Raw genomic sequence first — 16,243 nt, 5'->3', positions numbered from 1 at the left:
GGCGTCACTCATGGCGTGGCTCCTCAGGCGGACAGGCGATCGACGGTCTCTTGCTCGAGCGTCGGGTGGGTGGTGAAGATCTTCTGCAGCAGGTTCAGGCAGACGTCGTTGACGCTGGTGCCGTCGCCCACTTCCTGCATCTCGGCGCGCACGCTGCGCGCCTTGGGGGCAAACACCTTGCTGACGATGGTGGGGCTGCCCTTGAGGCCGATCTTGGCGATGTCCTCGATGCCGGCGTCGTCCTTGTTCCACTTGCGGATCTGGCAACGGCCGGCGCGCAGCATGTCGTCCATGGTGGCGAAGCGCATCGTGTTCGTGCCCTCCAGCATGGTGATGAGGCTGGGCAGCGTGGTCTGCAGGCGCTGCACGCCGCCTTCGGCCCGGCGTTCCACCGTCAGGGTGCGGCCGTCGAGGTCGACCTCGTTGATCTTGCTGACATAGGTCAGCAGGTTCCAGCCCAGGCGCTTGGCGATGCCGGGGCCGACCTGGGCGGTGTCGCCGTCGATCGTCTGCTTGCCGGTGAAGACCAGGTCCACCGCCTGCTCCTCGCCGATCTTTTTGATGGCGGAGTACAGCGCGTAGGAGGTGGCCAGCGTGTCGGCGCCGGCGAAGGCGCGGTCGGTGATCAGGATGGCGTCGGTGGCGCCAAAGCTGATGCACTTGCGCAGCGCCTCCTCGGCCTGCGGCGGGCCCATGCACAGCACGGTGACGCGGCCGCCGAACTGGTCCTTCAGCCGCAGCGCCTCTTCCAGCGCGAACAGGTCGTAAGGGTTGACGATGGCCGGCACGCCCTGGCGCATGATGGTGTTGGTCACCGGGTGGACGCGGATCTGCGCCGAGTCCGGGACCTGCTTGATGCAGACGACGATGTGCATGGAAGGACTCCTGCGGTGAGGGGGTCAGGCGCGCGCGGTGCGCCGCTCGGCCAGGCTGTCACGCAGGCGGCTGACCTGCACGTGCTGGGTGCCGCCAGCGTCCTGGAAGACCTTGAAGACCTTCTCGGTGGCAGCGTTGGAGGCGGTGAAGTCCTGGTAGGCGCGGGTCAGCAGCTCGCGGTAGCGGGTGAACATCGCCACCTCGTCCAGGCCGGCCAGGCCGTCGGCCTGGCGCAGGTACTGGTAGAAGCGCTTGAGGATGTGCAGGCGGTTCACGTTCACCACGTGCTCGTCGTAGGTGATCCCGAAGAACTCCAGGAACTCGTTGGCGCTGGACAGCGCCTTCAGGCGGGTGGTCAGGTCGTTCATGGCGTGGTCCTTCAGGCGGCCAGCGGGGTGGGGAAGCGGGCGAACAACTCGCGGTGCAGACGTCGCAGCTCGTCAGGTCGGGGCGAGCACTTGGTGGCCAGCACATGCCGGCGCACCGCGGCCAGCAGCACGGGCGCCTGGGCGTCGCCCAGCGGCAGGCCCAGGCTGTCGCAGACGGCGCGCAGCGCATGCGTGCCGCTGTGCTTGCCCAGCACGGTGGTGTGGCCGCGGCCCAGCTCGGCGGGGTCGAAGCCCTGGTAGTTGCGGGCGTCCTTCAGCAGGCCGTCCACATGGATGCCGGACTCGTGGCTGAAGACGCCCTCGCCGACGATCGCCTTGCCCGCGGCCACCGGCCGGCCGGCGGCCTGGGCCACCAGGCGCGACAGCGCCGGCAGCGCCCGTGTGTCGACGCCGCACTCCACGCCGTGCAGGTGGCGCATCGCCATCACCACCTCTTCCAGCGCGGCATTGCCGGCGCGCTCGCCCAGGCCGTTGACGGTGGTGCTGGCGTGGGTGGCGCCGGCGCGCCAGGCGGCCAGGGTGTTGGCGGTGGCCAGACCCAGGTCGTCGTGGGCGTGCATCTCGATCGCGATGTCGACCTCGGCGCGCAGCTCGCTGATGCGCTGCCAGGTCTCGAAGGGATCCAGGATGCCCAGCGTGTCGGCATAGCGCAGCCGCGACGCGCCGGCCCATTGCGCGGCGGCGGCGCAGCGGCGCAGGAAGCCGCTCTCGGCGCGCGAGGCATCCTCGAAGCCCACGCTGACGGTGGCACCGGCGTCCAGCGCCGCCAGCACGTGGCGGGTCAGGGTGTCCAGCACCCAGGCGCGGTCGCGCTGCAGCTTGCGCTCGATCTGCAGGTCAGACACCGGCACCGACAGGTGGACGATGTCGGCGCCGCAGGCCAGCGCGTCCTGCAGGTCGGTGCCGTGCATGCGCGCCCAGACCATGGTGCGGGCGCGCAGGCCCAGGCCGGTGATGGCGCGGATCAGCGCGCATTCCTCAGCCCCCATCGCCGGCACGCCGATCTCCAGCTCGGGCACGCCGGCCGCATCCAGTGCCCGGGCAATGGCCAGCTTCTCGTCGGCGGTGAAGGCCACACCGGCGGTCTGCTCGCCATCGCGCAGCGTGGTGTCGTTGACGGTGAAGGGCCAGGTGGGGTCGGCGCGCATGGGGCGGTCCTTGCGGGGCTGTGGGCAGGACTTCGCAAGCGCTGTGCCATCCCGGACCGACCACTCAAGTCATTGATTTGCAAAGAAAAAGCCCCGAACGGCGGCCTGCCGTCGGGGCTGTGGGAATTGTCGGGTTGCGCACAGGCGGCGCGCAGCCCGTGGGGCGGTCAGCCGCCGTCGGAGCGGTTGGCCGAGACCATCACCGCCACGTCCTCCCAGGGCATCACGAAGGCCATCTTGTCCACCGGCGTGCGGGTGACCGGGTGCCAGGAGCGGAACTCCAGCCAGCCCCCGCCCTGGTCGGCGATCGCCAGCGTCTGCTGCACCACGGCCTGCACGTCGACGCCCGGCGGCAGCACCGCCGGCTTGTTCGCCTTGCTGGGGTCGGCGCCGAAGGCACGGAAGTGGCCCTGGCGGTCCAGCACGATGACGAACAGGTCGCGGTCGATGAAGCCGCCGGCCTTGTCGTGGAAGCGCTGCACCGCGCGCGACAGGCCGTCACTGCGCAAGGCGGCCACGGCGCGCTCGCACAGCGCGCGTGCCTCGTCGGCACAGCCCTGGCGCAGGCGCATCGTCAGCACGCCCTGCTTGAGGTTCGCGGCCTGCTGGCGCAGCTGCTCGGCCGCGCCGACCGAGTTGTCGACCATGATCATGTTGCGCTGGGTCAGCTGCTCGATGCCGCCCACGGCCTGGGCGATCTCGCCCACGCTGTGGCTCTGCCGCGCGGTGGAGGTGGCCACCTCGCGCACCCGGTCGGCCACCTGGCGCACGCCCTCGGCCATCTCGCCCAGCAGCTGGTCGACCTCGCGGATGCGCTGCACGCCGGCGCCCACCTCACCGGCCGAGGCCTGGATCAGCTGGCGCACCTCGGCCGCGGCGCTGGCGGTGCGGCCGGCCAGCGTGCGCACCTCGGTGGCGACGACGGCGAAGCCGCGGCCGGTCTCGCCGGCGCGGGCGGCCTCGACCGCGGCGTTCAGGGCCAGGATGTTGGTCTGGAAGGCGATGCCGTCGATGACGCCGATGATCTGGCTCATCTGCTGCGAGCGTTGCTCGATGCGCGAGACGGCCTCCACCGCCTGCTGCACCGCGCCAATGCCCCGCTCGGCGTTGTGGCGCACGCCGCTGGCCAGCTGGTCGGCCTCGCCGGCCGCGGCCGCGTTGCGCTGCACGCTGCCGGTCAGCTCGCTGACGCTGGCGCTGGTCTGCTCCAGCGTGGCGGCCTGTTCCTCGGTGCGCTGCGACAGCGCGCGGGCGTCGGCCGACAAGCGCTCACCCGCCAGCGCGGCCAGCTCGGCCTCGCTGCGGATGTTGGCCACCAGGCGCGACCAGGCGCGCTGCATGGCCTCCAGGCGCTCGCCCATCGGGCCCAGGCCGCCACGCACCGCCTGGGCGTCCAGCGAATGGGTCAGGTCGCCCGAGGCCACGCGCTCCATCGCGGCATGCAGATCGGCCAGCGCGGCACGCTGGCGGCGCTGCTGCCACGCGGCCAGCGCCAGCGCCGCCACGAGCAGCAGCGTCGCCGCGGGCAGCGCCGCGGCGCTCAGCCAGGGCAGCAGCGCGGCGCTCAGTACCAGGGTGGCCGGCAGCCAGGGCGAGGTGGCGCCCAGCCGCAGGGTCGACAAGCGAGGGACAGCGTTCATCGTGGGCAGTCGGACAGGGCCCCGGCGATCACCGGGGCAACACCGGCGGGTGTGGCCAGCCGTCGCGCCGATGAACGCTGGAACAGACCGGCTCCCGTGCCGCTGATCCGGCGCGGCGCTCAGCGTTCGCGCGCGTGATTCTTGGTATAGCGCGGCAGCTCGATCGTCAGCGGTGCCTCGCGCAGGGTCACGCAGCAGGCCAGGCGCGACTGGGCGTCCAGGCCCCAGGCCTCGTCCAGCTGGTCTTCCTCATCGGGGCCAGGCGTCTTCAGCGAGGCACCGCCGCTGCGCACATGCACATGGCAGGTGGCGCAGGCGCCGACCTTCTCGCAGGCATGCTCGATCGCAATGCCGTGCGCCAGCAGCGCATCCACCAGACTGCCGCCCGGCTGGGCCTCGATGCGGGCACCCTGCGGGCACAGCACGGCGTGCGGCAGCACGGTGATCAGCACGGGCGCGCTCATGGCTCAGGCCGACACGTGCGAAGGCGCGGGGGCGGCAGCCACCGCACTGGCCAGCGTGTCCAGGCGCTGGCCGGCCAGTGCCTCGCGCACCCGGGCGTCCATGCGCCGGCCGGCGAAGTCGGTGGTGGCCTGGTTCAGGCCCTCGGTGGCCTGGCGCAGGGTCTCGCGCAGGGCCTTGCGCTCGTCCGCATGGCCGCCCTCACCGGCGGCGCACTGCTCCAGCCCGTCGGCCACGTCCTGCATCGCGCGCAGGATGGCGAACTGCTCGCGCGGCCACAGCAGGTGGGCGTCGGCGTGCAGCGCGGCGTCCACCGCATCCAGCAGGCGGCGTGCCTCGACCTCGGCCTCGCGCAGCAGGCGCGCGGCGGCATCGGACTCGGCACTGGCGATGGCCGACTGCAGCATGCCGGCCACCGCCTCGTTGGCCAGGCCGTGGCTGGGCTTGACCTCGACATGGGCCTGAACGCCGCTGGTCTGCTCCTGCGCGGTCACGCTGAGCAGGCCGTCGGCATCGATCTGGAAGGTGACGCGGATGCGCGCCGCGCCGGCCACCATCGGCGGGATGCCGCGCAGCGTGAAGCGCGCCAGGCTGCGGCACTCGCTGACCAGCTCGCGCTCGCCCTGCACCACGTGCAGCGCCATCGCGGTCTGGCCGTCCTTGAAGGTGGTGAACTCCTGCGCCCGCGCGGTGGGCACGGTGGAGTTGCGCGGGATGATCTTCTCGACCAGGCCGCCCATGGTTTCCAGGCCCAGCGACAGCGGGCACACGTCCAGCAGCAGCAGGCCATCGTCGCCGGCGGCGCGGTTGCCGGCCAGCTGGTCGGCCTGGATGGCGGCGCCCAGCGCCACCGCCTGGTCCGGGTCGATGCCGGTGTAGGGCTCGCGGCCGAAGAAGGCGCTGACCGCGCGGCGCACCGCCAGCAGCCGGGTTGAGCCGCCCACCAGCACCACGCCGTCGACGTCGGGGGCCTTCAGGCCGGCGTCGCGCAGCGCGCGCCGCACCGGGCCCAGCGTGCGCTCGATCAGCGGCTGCACCAGCGCGTCCAGGCGCTCGCGGGTCAGCAGTGCGCCCTGCGATTCGCCGGCGGTGGTGCGGCACAGCATCGTGACCTGCGCCTGCTCGGACAGGGCCTCCTTGGCGGTGCGGGCCGCCGTGCGCAGCGCGCTGGCATCGTTGGGGCCCCAGTCCATCGCCGGGTCCAGGGCGCAGAACCATTCGACCAGCAGCTGGTCGACATCGTCGCCGCCGAGCACCGGGTCGCCGTTGGTGGCCATCACCTCGAAGACGCCGCGGGACAGGCGCAGCACGCTGACGTCGAAGGTGCCGCCGCCCAGGTCGTAGACCACGTAGACGCCCTCGCTGGCGGTGTCCAGGCCATAGGCCACGGCCGCCGCGGTGGGCTCGTTGAGCAGGCGCAGCACGTTCAGGCCGGCGGCGCGCGCAGCGTCCTTGGTGGCCTGGCGCTGCGCGTCGTCGAAGTAGGCGGGCACGGTGATCACCGCGCCCACCAGCGGGCCGCCCAGCGCCGCCTCGGCGCGCAGGCGCAGCGCCTGCAACACCTCGGCGCCCACGGCCACCGGGCTCTTCACGCCGGCCACGGTGCGCACGCCCACCGCGCTGGGGCCCAGCGCCTCCAGCGCATAGGGCACCAGACCCGGCGTGATGTCGGCCGGCGCGCGGCCGATCAGGCGCTTGGCCGAGGCGATGGTGTTGAGCGGGTCCTCCGCCGCCAGCGCCTGCGCGTCGGTGCCCACGGTGACCGCCCCATCGGCGGCGTAATGGACGACGCTGGGCAGCAGCAGCCGGCCCTGTTCATCGCCCAGCACCACCGGCACCCCGCTGCGCAGCGTGGCCACCAGCGAGTGGGTGGTGCCCAGGTCGATGCCCACCGCCAGCCGGTGCTGGTGCGGTGCCGCCGCCCGGCCGGGTTCAGCGATCTGCAGCAGCGCCATTCATCGCTCCAGGAAAAGTTGGGGGAAGTCCCGCCGCCCACGTGCCGCGCCGCCGCCGCCCCCACCCGGTCCCAGCCGTGGATCCGGCTTCGCCGGTCCACTGGCTGAGCCCCCTCGGGGGGTGGCGAGCGCCAGCGAGCCTGGGGGCTCCATCACACGGCGAAGGACTCGCCACAGCCGCAGTTGGCGGTGGCGTTGGGGTTGTGGAACTTGAAGCCTTCGTTCAGGCCCTCGCGCACCCAGTCGAGCTGGGTGCCGTCGACCAGTGGCAGGCTTTGCGCGTCCACCAGCAGCGCCACGCCCTCGGTCTCGAAGACCTGGTCGTCGGCGCCGGCGGCGTCGGCGAACTCCAGCGCATAGGCGTAGCCCGAGCAGCCGCTGGTCTTGACGGCGATGCGCAGGCCGACGCCGCTGCCGCGCTGCGTGAGCGCCTTGCGGATCTGGGCAGCGGCCTTGGGGGTGACGGACAGCGACATGGCAGGCCTTTCGGGGAAGTCAGACCGAGAACGAACTGCCGCAGCCGCAGGTGCTGCTGGCGTTGGGGTTGCGGATGACGAAGCGCGAGCCTTCCAGGCTGTCCTCGTAGTCGATCTCGGCGCCCACCAGGTACTGCAGGCTCATCGCGTCGACCAGCACGCGGATCGCGCCGCGCGTGACCTCGACATCGTCGGGCTTGGGCGCGTCGTCGAAGGCGAAGCCGTACTGGAAGCCCGAGCAGCCACCGCCGGTGACGAAGATGCGCAGGCGCAGCTCGGGGTCGTTCTCCTCGGCCAGCATCGCGCCGACCTTGTCGACCACCGCATCGCTCAGGTTCAGCGGCGGCACGCCGTCAGCAAAGCTGGGCAGCACCGGCGGCGGGGTCATCGTGGCGGACGAGGCGCAGCTGGCGCCGTTGGGCTGGGATTGGCAGGCCATGACGGGTTCTCCGGACAGGTTCAGTGGGTGGGGGCGCAGGCGGGGTGCTCGACCGGCTCGCCGAGCTTGGCGCGGTAGTCGTTGACGGCCGCCTTGATCGCGTCCTCGGCGAGGATGGAGCAGTGGATCTTCACGGGCGGCAGCGCCAGCTCCTCGGCGATCTGGGTGTTCTTGATGGCCAGCGCCTGGTCCAGCGTCTTGCCCTTGACCCACTCGGTGACCAGCGAGCTGCTGGCGATGGCCGAGCCGCAGCCATAGGTCTTGAAGCGGGCATCCTCGATCACGCCGGTGGCCGGGTTGACCTTGATCTGCAGCTTCATCACGTCGCCGCAGGCCGGCGCACCGACCATGCCGGTGCCAACACCGGCGTCACCGGTCTCGAAGCCACCGACGTTGCGGGGGTTCTCGTAGTGGTCGATGACCTTGTCGCTGTATGCCATGGGGATCTCCTGAAAGTCAGTGTTCTGCCCACTGCACGGACGCGAGGTCGATGCCGGCCAGGTGCATGTCCCACAGCGGGCTCAAGCTGCGCAGGCGCTCGACCGTGGCACGCACCCGCGCGGCAGCGGTGTCGATCTCGGCCTCGGTGGTGAAGCGGCCGATGGAAAAGCGGATCGAGCTGTGCGCCACCTCGTCGGACAGGCCCAGCGCGCGCAGCACATAGCTGGGCTCCAGGCTGGCCGAGGTGCAGGCCGAACCGGAGGACACCGCCACGCCCTTGATGCCCATCAGCAGCGACTCGCCCTCGACGAAGGTGAAGCTGATGTTGAGGTTGTGCGGCACGCGCTGGGTCAGGTGGCCGTTGACCAGCACCTCGGGGATGTCCTGCAACTGGCCCAGCAGGCGCTGCTGCAGCGTGCGGATGCGCTCGTTCTCGGCGGCCATGCCGGCGCGCGCCAGGCGGTAGGCCTCGCCCATGCCGACGATCTGGTGGGTGGGCAGCGTGCCCGAGCGCATGCCCCGCTCATGGCCGCCGCCGTGCATCTGGGCCTCGATGCGCACGCGCGGTTTGCGCCGCACATACAGCGCACCGATGCCCTTGGGCCCATAGGTCTTGTGCGCCGACAGGCTCATCAGGTCGACACACTGCGACGCCATGTCCAGCGCGATCTTGCCGGGGGCCTGGGCGGCATCCACATGGAAGAGGATGCCGCGCTCGCGCAGCAGCGCGCCGATCGCGCTGATGTCCTGCACCACGCCGATCTCGTTGTTGACGGCCATCACCGAGACCAGGATGGTGTCGGGGCGGATCGCGGCTTCGAGCACGGCCATGTCCAGCAGGCCGTCGGCCTGCACCGGCAGGTAGCTGACCTCGAAGCCCTGGCGCTCCAGTTCGCGCATCGTGTCCAGCACGGCCTTGTGCTCGGTCTGCACGGTGATCAGGTGGCGGCCCTTGGCCTGGTGGAACTGGGCCGCGCCCTTGATCGCCAGGTTGTTGGACTCGGTGGCGCCGCTGGTCCAGACGATCTCGCGCGGGTCGGCGCCGATCAGTGCGGCCACCTGTTCGCGGGCGATCTCCACCGCCTCCTCGGCCGCCCAGCCGAAGGCGTGGCTGCGCGAGGCCGGGTTGCCGAACTGCTCGTACAGGTAGGGCAGCATGGCCTGCACCACCCGAGGGTCCACCGGCGTGGTGGCGGCGTAGTCCAGGTAGATCGGCTTGGCGGTGTCCATCACAGGCTCCCTCGGGCCCACGGCCCGCGACGATGGCCTTACCGCAACTGGCGTGCCAGTCCTGTCGAACGCAGCCAAATGATTGATTTGAAAAGGAAATCCAGGATCCCGGGCGTGCGAAGGGCGTGTGCAGGGTGCTGTGTGGTTTGTCGGTTCCTCGACGTGCGTCAACCGCCCCACCGGCAACCGGCAGGCCGTTGCATGAGCACAACCGGCATGCGCACTTCGGCAAGTCGGGTCACAATCACGCCCGAGTCCAACGCCTGCGCTGCATGATCGATTTCCTGGCGAGTCTGCCCGTCGAAGCCTGGTCCGTGAGCAGCGGCGTGGGCGCCGTGCTGCTGCTGGCCATGGGCGGCACCTGCCTGCACCTGTGGCGGCGCGACCGCGAGCCCGGGCTGTGGCAGCTGGGCGTGGCGGCGCTGGCCATTTCGCTGTTCTATGCGCTGGATGCCACGCACCTGAACAAGCCCCAGGGGCCGATGATCCAGCCGATGCTGTGGCTGCCGGTGCTGATGATGGTGGCGATCGGCTTCTGGACCGCCGGCATGTCCAAGGTGCTGGGCCTGCGCGGCGGCTGGCGCAGCCCGCTGGTACCGGTCCTGCTGGTGCCGCCGCTGCTGGTCAGCCTGCCCCTGATGGCCGGCATTCCGCTGCCCCGCAGCACCGGCAATGTGGTGCTGACCGCCGTGTTCATTGGCGTGGCCGGCCTGGCCTGGCGCCAGCGCCAGCGCGAGCCGGGCGCCGGCCACGGCTGGGTGGCGCTGTCGGTGGCGGCGATTCCCGCACTGGCCCTGCTGGTGCATTTCAGCGGCGCGGTGTCCTTCGCGCTGCGCTACCTGGTGATGGCGCCGCTGGCGGTGTCCTTCCTGACGGTGCTGATCGTCACGCTGCGGCGGCGCACCCAGGCGCTGCAGCGCGAGGTCGAGCGCCGCCGCAGCGCCGAGGTGGCGATGGAGACGCTCAACGCCTCGCTGGAGCGCAGCGTGCAGCAGCGCACCGCCGACCTGCGCGACATGGTGGCCGGGCTGGAGAGCTTCAACCGCAGCGTCTCGCACGACCTGCGCGGGCCGCTGGGCGGCATCGAGGGCGCGGCGCGCCTGGCCGACGAGGCGCTGCAGCGCGGCGACACCGCGGCCGCACGCACGCTGCTGGGCGCGATCGGCAGCCAGGCCCAGACCTCGCGCGCGCTGGTGGCCTCGCTGCTGGAGCTGGCGCGGGTGGGCGATGCGCGACTGGCGCGGCGCAGCGTGTCGCTGGAGTCGCTGGCGCGCGAGGCGATCGCCGACATCCAGCGCCAGTCGGCCGGGCAGCGTCTGCCGGTCTTCAACCTGCACGACCTGCCCACCGTGCAGGCCGATGCCGACCTGCTGCGCCCGGTGCTGGTCAACCTGCTGGGCAATGCCTGCAAGTTCAGCGGCGGCCAGGCCGAACCGCGGGTGGAGATCGGCGCCGAAGCCCACGACTCGCAGCTGACGGTCTTCGTGCGCGACAACGGCGTGGGCTTCGACCCCGATCGCGCGCGCGAGCTGTTCCAGCCCTTCCGTCGCCTGCATGGCCGCGGCTTCGATGGCCATGGCGTGGGCCTGAGCATCGTGCGCCGCGCGGTGGAGCGCCACGGCGGCCAGGTCTGGGCCGAGGGCCGCCCCGGCGAGGGCGCCTGCTTCTACTTCACGCTGCCGACGTCGGACTCGCCGTAGCCGCGTCGGCGCCCGACAGGCGCAGCGATTCGGCCCGGCCGCGGAAGATCAGCGGCTGCTCGGGCAGCCGTCCGGCATCGGCCGCGGCCACCGCCGCCTGCACCACGCCGTGCTGCGGGCTCTTGGCGCAGACCGGATCGGCGGCGGCGGCATCCTTGGCCAGCATGTAGGCCTGGCAGCGGCAGCCACCCAGGTCCTGCTCCTTCTGGTCGCAGCTGGCGCAGGGCTCCTTCATCCAGCCGGTGCCGCGGTAGGCGTTGAAGCCCTCGCTGTCGTACCAGATCGACTTCAGGTCGCGCTCGCGCACCGTGGGAAAGCTCAGGCCCGGCAGCATGCGCGCGGTGTGGCAGGGCAGCGCAGCGCCGTCGGGGGTGATGGTCAGGAACACGTTGCCCCAGCCGTTCATGCACTTCTTGGGCCGCGCCTCGTGGTAGTCGGGCGAGACGAAGAACAGCTTCATCTTCCCGTCGAGTTTCTGGCGCCACTCGTCGGTGATGGCCTCGGCGCGCTGCAGCTGTTCGCGGCTGGGCATCAGGTGGCCGCGGTTCTCCAGCGCCCAGGAGTAGTACTGGCTGTTGGCCAGCTCCAGGTACTCGGCGCCCAGTTCGTGGGCCATCGCGATGATGCGGTCAACGTGGTCGATGTTCAGGCGGTGGATCACCACGTTCATCACCATCGGCCAGCCCTGGGCCTTGAGCATCTCGCCCACACGCTGCTTCAGCGCGAAGGTCTTGGTGCTGGAGAGGAAGTCGTTGACCTCGCGGCTGGAGTCCTGGAAGGACAGCTGGATGTGGTCCAGGCCGGCGGCCTTCAGCGCCGCACAGCGCTCTTCGGTCAGGCCCACGCCGCTGGTCAGCAGGTTGGTGTAGAAGCCCAGGCGGTGGGCTTCGGCGACCATCTCTTCCAGGTCCTCGCGCAGCAGCGGCTCGCCACCCGAGAAGCCGCACTGCACCGCGCCCAGCGCGCGTGCCTCGCGCAGCACGCGCAGCCACTCGTCGGTGGACAGCTCGTCCTCAACGCGCGCGTAATCCGTCGGGTTGTAGCAGAACACGCAGTGCAGCGGGCAGCGGTACGTCACCTCGGCCAGCAACCACAAGGGCGGGCCGACCACGGCGCTCTTCAGGCCCGACAGCGCATTCATGCCAGCGTCACCCAGCGGTTGCCGCTGGCGATCTCCAGGAACTTCTCGACATCCGGCCGCAGCCCCGTGGCGCTGAACGCGGCTTCCAGGCTGCTGACGATGCCGGCCAGGTCGGTGGCGCCGTCACAGCGGCTCATGATCTCGCCGGCGCTGCGGTTGAGCTTGACCATGCCCTCGGGGTAGAGCAGCACATGGCAGCCCTGGGCCTCTTCCCATTGAAGGCGAAAGCCGTGGCCCAGGCGCGGGGTGACCGAATCGTCCATCAGGTATTGACACCGTAGCGTGTCGCCATCGCATCGTTCATCGCCCACAGCACATCGAGCTTGAACTTCAGGATGTCCAGCGCACGCAGTTGCAGCGGCTTGGTATTGAAGTAGCTCAGCGTGACCTCCAGGCCTTGTTCCACGTCGCGCCGCGCCTGGGTGACGCGGTTGCGGAAGTATTGCAGGCCGGTGGACTCGATCCAGGGGTAGTGCTCGGGCCAGGTGGCCAGGCGCTGCTTGTGGATCTCGGGCGCGAACAGCTCGGTCAGCGAGGAGCAGACCGACTCCTGCCACGGCCGCTGGCGGGCGAAGTTGATGTAGGCGTCGACCGCGAACTGAACCGCCGGAATGATGTGGCGGCCGTCGGTGATTTCCTCGCGCGTCAGGCCGCAGGCGATGCCCAGACGGATCCAGGCCTCGATGCCGCCTTCGTCCTTGACACCACCGAGCTCGTAGCCATCGTGGTCCAGGATGCGCTGGATCCAGCCGCGGCGGACCTCGCGGTCCGGGCAGTTGGACATCACCGCCGCGTCCTTCACCGGAATGGCGATCTGGTAGCTGAAGCGGTTGGCCACCCAGCCGCGGATCTGCTCCGGCGTGGCCTTGCCGGTGTTGAGCATCACGTTGAACGGGTGGTGGATATGGTAGGCCTTGCCTTGCTCGCGCAGGCGGGCTTCGAACTCGGTGCGCGACCAGGCGCTGCCGCTGTCAGAGAGGATGGCTGTCACAGGTCGATCTCCAGTCCGTCATGGCTGACCTCGACGCCCGCGGCGGTGCAGGCAGCGCGCTCGGGCGAGTGTTCGTCGAGGATGGGGTTGGTGTTGTTGATGTGGATGAGCAGCTTGCGGGTGCTGGCGGGCAGCTTCGAGAGCCACTCCAGCATGCCGCCGGCGCCCGACTGCGGCAGGTGGCCGATCTCGCTGCCGCGCTTGGACGAGATGCCCAGGCGGATCATCTCGTCGTCGGTCCAGAAGGTGCCGTCGACCATCACCACGTTGGCGGTGTTCATCACCTCCCACACCGTGGGGTCGATCTCGGCCAGGCCGGGCGCGTAGAACAGCGTGCGGCCATTGGCGGTGTTTTCGAACAGGTAGCCGACGTTGTCGCCCACCACATTGTGTTCGCGGTGCGGCGAGAAGGGCGCGGGCTTGCTCCACAGCGGCAGGGCGCGCACGCGCAGACCGGCCACGCCGGGCACCTCGAAGGGCGCGCCGTCGGGCGTCACGGTGTGGCGATCCACGCCGCAGAAGTGGCCCAGCACGCGCAGGATCGGATTGCCCTGGCTCAGGTCGTCATGGACCGGGTCGGTGCACCACAGCGGCAGCGGGCTGCCGCGCTCGCGCAGCATGAACAGGCCCGTGGTGTGGTCGATCTGGCCGTCGACCAGCAGCACGCCGCGGATGCCGGTGTCGCGCAGCTGGCGCGCCGGCTGCAGCGCCGGCGTGGCCTGGATCTGCTGCAGGATGTCCGGGCTGGCATTGACCAGTACCCAGTCGGCGCCGTCACCCACGATCACCGAGCTCTGTGTGCGGCGACGCAGCCCGGGCCGCCCGGCCCGCACGCCAGCGCACTGGGTGCAGTTGCAGTTCCACTGCGGGAAACCGCCACCGGCGGCAGCGCCCAGCACGATGAGCTTCATCAAGACACGCGAGAAGGGAGGGAGAAACAGACGGGGCCGTGCATGCACGGCCCCGGGGCGAGGATGCAGCCGATCAGCGGGCCGCGATGTACATCGTGATTTCGAAGCCGAAACGGAAGTCGCAGGCGCTCGGGGTTTCCCAGGTCATGAAGGTCTCCTTGGTCAGTGCAGTGCCGGGATGGCACCGATGACGAAGTGTGGTCCCGAGGCCGCCGTAGGTCATCGGCCCGCCCATGAAACGGGGCTCATGATTTTCATGAACCGGCCTGCGGGTTCACCCGAATTCGGCGGGCGCGCCCCTGGGCGCCAACGACAATCGGTCCATGGACGCCCTGCCCCGCCCCGCCACCGGCCCCAGCCTGCGGCTGCAGCTCTACGTGATCGTGCTGGCGATGATGCTGCTGTTCATCGGCGCCCTGCTGTGGCTGCGCATCGATGCCACCCGCGCCAGCGTGCGCGAGGAGATCACCGGCTCCAACCGGGTGGCGGCGCAGTTGCTGGAGCGGGTGAGCTGGATCTTCGCGCGTGGCGGTCCGCCGGCGATGCTGGAGTTCCTGGACCGGCTGGGCCGCGTGCGCGCCAACGAGATCACGCTGGTCGACACCGACGGGCGCGAGCTCTACCACTCGCCGCCGTCCAGCTACAAGGAAGGCCGCAGCGCGCCGGACTGGTTCACCGACCTGGTCACGCCACCGCTGCAGCGCCAGCAGATCCGCATGCCGGGCGCCACGCTGACGATCGAGTCCAACCCCTCGCGCGCCATCCTCGACGGCTGGGACGACCTGTGGCAGCTGGCCGGTGCCACCGCGCTGGCGCTGGCCGCGGTGCTGGCGGCCGTGGTGGGGGCGGTGCACCGGGCGCTCAAGCCGTTCGGCCAGATCGTTGCCGGCCTGCAGCGCCTGCAGCAGGGCGACTACGCCGCGCGCCTGCCGGCCCTGCCCGGCCGCGAGGCGGCGCTGATCGGCGACGCCGTGAACCGCCTGGGCGAGGCGATCGAGACCACGGTTCAGCAGCGCATCGCCGCGCATGCCGCCGAGCAGCGCCTGGCCGACAGCCGCGACTGGGCGCGCCGGGTGGAGCAGCGGCTGGAGGCCGAGCGGCGCGAGATCGCCGCCGAGCTGCACGACGAGCTGGGCCAGTCGGTCACCGGCATCCGCTCCCTGGCGCGCTCGCTGGCCACCCGCCTGCCCGAGCATGACACGATGGGCCGCGACGCCGCCCAGCTGATCGACACTGAAGCGGCGCGCCTGTACGACGCGATGCACGGCCTGATCCCCCGCCTGACCCCGCTGACGCTGGGGCCGCTGGGTCTGCCCGATGCGCTGCAGGACCTGCTGGCCTCGCTGCGCGCACGTCACGCCGGCACCGAGTTCGCGCTGCAGATCGACGGCGCCGACGGCCCGGTCGACCCCGAACCGGCCCTGGCCGCCTACCGCACGGTGCAGGAAGCGGTGAACAATGCGCTCAAGCACAGCGGCGCACAGCGCATTGCGGTGGCGCTGCGCCGCAACGGAGAACGAATGCACCTGACGATCACCGACAACGGCCGCGGCCTGCCCGCCACCGAGGGCCCCGCCGGGCGCTTCGGCCTGCGCGGCCTGCGCGGCCGCGTCGAGGCCCTGGGCGGCCGCTTCGAAGCCCGCAATGCCGACGGCGGCGGTGCCTGCGTGCAGGTCGAGCTGCCCGTGCGGGCGCCGGAGGCCGGCGCATGATCCGCGTGGTGCTGGTCGACGACCATGCGGTCGTGCGCATGGGCTTCCGGATGCTGTTGCAGGCGCCGGGCAGCGACATCGAGGTGGTGGGCGAGGCCGCCGACGGCGAGGCCCTGCTCAAGGGCCTGCCACAGTGGCAACCCGAGGTGGTGGTGATGGACCTGACCATGCCCGGCCTGGGCGGTCTGGAAACCCTGCGTCGGCTGCGCGCGCGCGACGACGCGCCGCGCGTGCTGGTGCTTTCGGCCCACGAGGACACCGCCTACCCGCGCCGTGCGCTGAACGCCGGCGCCCAGGGCTTCGTCAGCAAGCGCAGCGCCCCCGAAACCCTGCCCGAGGCGATCCGCGCGGTCGCCCAGGGCAAGCGCTACCTGGATGCGCAGACCGCGCAAGCGCTGGCGCTGTCGCAACTGGACGGCTCGGCCAGCCCGTTCGATGCGCTGTCCGAGCGCGAGTTCGAGGTCTTCACCCGTCTGGCCCGCGGCAAGAGCGTGGCCGAGATCGCCGAGGCGCTGAGCCTGTCGCCCAGCACCGTGGGCACCCACCTCTACAACATCAAGCAGAAGCTGAACGCCGGCAACCAGGCCGAGCTGACGCTGCTGGCGCTGCGCTGGGGTGTGATCGAGGCCTGAAATGTGGGCCGCCAGGCTTGGCGCTGCGCGCCGTCGCCACCCCCCAAGGGGGCTCCGCGGGCCTTGGGACGGCCCGGCGGCCCGCGGGTGGGCCCCCAGG

18 protein-coding genes are annotated in these 16,243 nt (G+C 71.1%); 3 read left to right on the top strand and 15 right to left on the bottom strand.

What is annotated here, in order from left to right; genetic code table 11:
• Positions 1-23: 23 nt before the first annotated feature.
• The 10 genes from KAK07_RS21045 to KAK07_RS21000 all read right to left on the bottom strand — a co-directional run bounded on the left by KAK07_RS21045 (position 24) and on the right by KAK07_RS21000 (position 9,056).
• Positions 24-875, bottom strand: a complete 852-nt coding sequence (locus KAK07_RS21045; RefSeq protein ID WP_210803849.1) for an electron transfer flavoprotein subunit beta/FixA family protein — start codon at positions 873-875, stop codon at positions 24-26.
• Positions 876-899: 24 nt separating this feature from the next.
• Positions 900-1,244 (bottom strand): nitrogenase stabilizing/protective protein NifW, encoded by a 345-nt coding sequence (gene nifW, locus KAK07_RS21040; RefSeq protein WP_210856755.1) that lies wholly within the window; start codon positions 1,242-1,244, stop codon positions 900-902.
• Between the two features lie 11 nt (positions 1,245-1,255).
• Positions 1,256-2,413: a homocitrate synthase gene (gene nifV / locus KAK07_RS21035; protein ID WP_210863078.1), complete on the bottom strand. Its 1,158-nt coding sequence runs from the start codon at positions 2,411-2,413 to the stop codon at positions 1,256-1,258.
• Positions 2,414-2,580: 167 nt separating this feature from the next.
• The gene (locus tag KAK07_RS21030; RefSeq protein WP_210863076.1) at positions 2,581-4,053 is read right to left on the bottom strand and encodes a methyl-accepting chemotaxis protein; all 1,473 of its coding nucleotides are present in this window, start codon (positions 4,051-4,053) and stop codon (positions 2,581-2,583) included.
• Between the two features lie 119 nt (positions 4,054-4,172).
• Complete coding sequence (locus tag KAK07_RS21025) at positions 4,173-4,517, bottom strand: 2Fe-2S iron-sulfur cluster-binding protein (RefSeq protein ID WP_210863074.1); 345 nt, start codon at positions 4,515-4,517, stop codon at positions 4,173-4,175.
• A gap of 3 nt (positions 4,518-4,520) precedes the next feature.
• Complete coding sequence (hscA, locus tag KAK07_RS21020; protein ID WP_210863072.1) at positions 4,521-6,470, bottom strand: Fe-S protein assembly chaperone HscA; 1,950 nt, start codon at positions 6,468-6,470, stop codon at positions 4,521-4,523.
• A 152-nt stretch (positions 6,471-6,622) separates the two neighbouring features.
• Positions 6,623-6,946, bottom strand: coding sequence for a HesB/IscA family protein (locus KAK07_RS21015; protein ID WP_210856760.1), 324 nt, complete (start codon positions 6,944-6,946; stop codon positions 6,623-6,625).
• Between the two features lie 19 nt (positions 6,947-6,965).
• Positions 6,966-7,334 carry an iron-sulfur cluster insertion protein ErpA gene (erpA, locus tag KAK07_RS21010; protein WP_247661337.1) on the bottom strand — a complete coding sequence of 123 codons (369 nt, stop codon included), beginning with the start codon at positions 7,332-7,334 and terminating at the stop codon, positions 6,966-6,968.
• 71 nt (positions 7,335-7,405) lie between these two features.
• On the bottom strand, positions 7,406-7,825 hold the full coding sequence (gene iscU / locus KAK07_RS21005; RefSeq protein ID WP_210856762.1) for a Fe-S cluster assembly scaffold IscU: 420 nt from the start codon (positions 7,823-7,825) through the stop codon (positions 7,406-7,408).
• Positions 7,826-7,841: 16 nt separating this feature from the next.
• Positions 7,842-9,056: an IscS subfamily cysteine desulfurase gene (locus KAK07_RS21000; protein WP_210856763.1), complete on the bottom strand. Its 1,215-nt coding sequence runs from the start codon at positions 9,054-9,056 to the stop codon at positions 7,842-7,844.
• Between the two features lie 272 nt (positions 9,057-9,328).
• Here KAK07_RS21000 and KAK07_RS20995 point away from each other — a divergent pair, with 272 nt between their 5' ends.
• A complete protein-coding gene (locus tag KAK07_RS20995) occupies positions 9,329-10,756 on the top strand; it encodes a sensor histidine kinase (RefSeq protein WP_210863070.1) in 1,428 nt (475 codons plus the stop codon).
• On the opposite strand, the gene pqqE is transcribed toward KAK07_RS20995, so the two are convergent.
• From pqqE to pqqA, 5 genes are all read right to left on the bottom strand, one after another.
• The gene (gene pqqE, locus KAK07_RS20990; protein ID WP_210863068.1) at positions 10,728-11,897 is read right to left on the bottom strand and encodes a pyrroloquinoline quinone biosynthesis protein PqqE; all 1,170 of its coding nucleotides are present in this window, start codon (positions 11,895-11,897) and stop codon (positions 10,728-10,730) included. The genes KAK07_RS20995 and pqqE overlap by 29 nt on opposite strands.
• On the bottom strand, positions 11,894-12,160 hold the full coding sequence (pqqD, locus tag KAK07_RS20985) for a pyrroloquinoline quinone biosynthesis peptide chaperone PqqD (RefSeq protein ID WP_210863066.1): 267 nt from the start codon (positions 12,158-12,160) through the stop codon (positions 11,894-11,896). The genes pqqE and pqqD overlap by 4 nt, the downstream gene beginning before the upstream one ends.
• On the bottom strand, positions 12,160-12,888 hold the full coding sequence (gene pqqC / locus KAK07_RS20980) for a pyrroloquinoline-quinone synthase PqqC (RefSeq protein ID WP_310738698.1): 729 nt from the start codon (positions 12,886-12,888) through the stop codon (positions 12,160-12,162). Before pqqC ends, pqqD begins: the two co-directional genes overlap by 1 nt.
• On the bottom strand, positions 12,885-13,799 hold the full coding sequence (gene pqqB / locus KAK07_RS20975; RefSeq protein WP_210863064.1) for a pyrroloquinoline quinone biosynthesis protein PqqB: 915 nt from the start codon (positions 13,797-13,799) through the stop codon (positions 12,885-12,887). Before pqqB ends, pqqC begins: the two co-directional genes overlap by 4 nt.
• Before the next feature lie 73 nt (positions 13,800-13,872).
• Positions 13,873-13,947, bottom strand: coding sequence for a pyrroloquinoline quinone precursor peptide PqqA (gene pqqA, locus KAK07_RS25965; RefSeq protein ID WP_510587267.1), 75 nt, complete (start codon positions 13,945-13,947; stop codon positions 13,873-13,875).
• A 175-nt stretch (positions 13,948-14,122) separates the two neighbouring features.
• On the opposite strand from pqqA, the gene KAK07_RS20965 reads away from it, so the two are divergent.
• The gene (locus KAK07_RS20965; RefSeq protein ID WP_210863060.1) at positions 14,123-15,511 is read left to right on the top strand and encodes an ATP-binding protein; all 1,389 of its coding nucleotides are present in this window, start codon (positions 14,123-14,125) and stop codon (positions 15,509-15,511) included.
• The gene (locus tag KAK07_RS20960) at positions 15,508-16,143 is read left to right on the top strand and encodes a response regulator (protein WP_210856770.1); all 636 of its coding nucleotides are present in this window, start codon (positions 15,508-15,510) and stop codon (positions 16,141-16,143) included. The genes KAK07_RS20965 and KAK07_RS20960 overlap by 4 nt, the downstream gene beginning before the upstream one ends.
• The last annotated feature ends 100 nt before the right edge of the window (positions 16,144-16,243 follow it).

Source organism: Ideonella alba (genome assembly GCF_018069875.1).
Taxonomy (GTDB): domain Bacteria; phylum Pseudomonadota; class Gammaproteobacteria; order Burkholderiales; family Burkholderiaceae_C; genus Ideonella; species Ideonella alba.
The sequence above is the reverse complement of the archived record's forward strand: the minus strand, read 5'-3'. Positions and strand labels throughout refer to the sequence as shown.

Bases quoted from the DNA above. Each gene is read 5' to 3' on its own strand.
- KAK07_RS20965 (WP_210863060.1), top strand. From the start codon at position 14,123: ATGGACGCCCTGCCCCGCCCCGCCACCGGCCCCAGCCTGCGGCTGCAG.
- nifV (WP_210863078.1), bottom strand. From the start codon at position 2,413: ATGCGCGCCGACCCCACCTGGCCCTTCACCGTCAACGACACCACGCTG.
- KAK07_RS21000 (WP_210856763.1), bottom strand. From the start codon at position 9,056: ATGGACACCGCCAAGCCGATCTACCTGGACTACGCCGCCACCACGCCG.
- KAK07_RS21030 (WP_210863076.1), bottom strand. From the start codon at position 4,053: ATGAACGCTGTCCCTCGCTTGTCGACCCTGCGGCTGGGCGCCACCTCG.
- pqqE (WP_210863068.1), bottom strand. From the start codon at position 11,897: ATGAATGCGCTGTCGGGCCTGAAGAGCGCCGTGGTCGGCCCGCCCTTG.
- KAK07_RS21025 (WP_210863074.1), bottom strand. From the start codon at position 4,517: ATGAGCGCGCCCGTGCTGATCACCGTGCTGCCGCACGCCGTGCTGTGC.
- iscU (WP_210856762.1), bottom strand. From the start codon at position 7,825: ATGGCATACAGCGACAAGGTCATCGACCACTACGAGAACCCCCGCAAC.
- hscA (WP_210863072.1), bottom strand. From the start codon at position 6,470: ATGGCGCTGCTGCAGATCGCTGAACCCGGCCGGGCGGCGGCACCGCAC.
- KAK07_RS20960 (WP_210856770.1), top strand. From the start codon at position 15,508: ATGATCCGCGTGGTGCTGGTCGACGACCATGCGGTCGTGCGCATGGGC.
- erpA (WP_247661337.1), bottom strand. From the start codon at position 7,334: ATGACCCCGCCGCCGGTGCTGCCCAGCTTTGCTGACGGCGTGCCGCCG.
- pqqD (WP_210863066.1), bottom strand. From the start codon at position 12,160: ATGGACGATTCGGTCACCCCGCGCCTGGGCCACGGCTTTCGCCTTCAA.
- KAK07_RS21045 (WP_210803849.1), bottom strand. From the start codon at position 875: ATGCACATCGTCGTCTGCATCAAGCAGGTCCCGGACTCGGCGCAGATC.
- KAK07_RS20995 (WP_210863070.1), top strand. From the start codon at position 9,329: ATGATCGATTTCCTGGCGAGTCTGCCCGTCGAAGCCTGGTCCGTGAGC.
- pqqB (WP_210863064.1), bottom strand. From the start codon at position 13,799: ATGAAGCTCATCGTGCTGGGCGCTGCCGCCGGTGGCGGTTTCCCGCAG.
- nifW (WP_210856755.1), bottom strand. From the start codon at position 1,244: ATGAACGACCTGACCACCCGCCTGAAGGCGCTGTCCAGCGCCAACGAG.
- KAK07_RS21015 (WP_210856760.1), bottom strand. From the start codon at position 6,946: ATGTCGCTGTCCGTCACCCCCAAGGCCGCTGCCCAGATCCGCAAGGCG.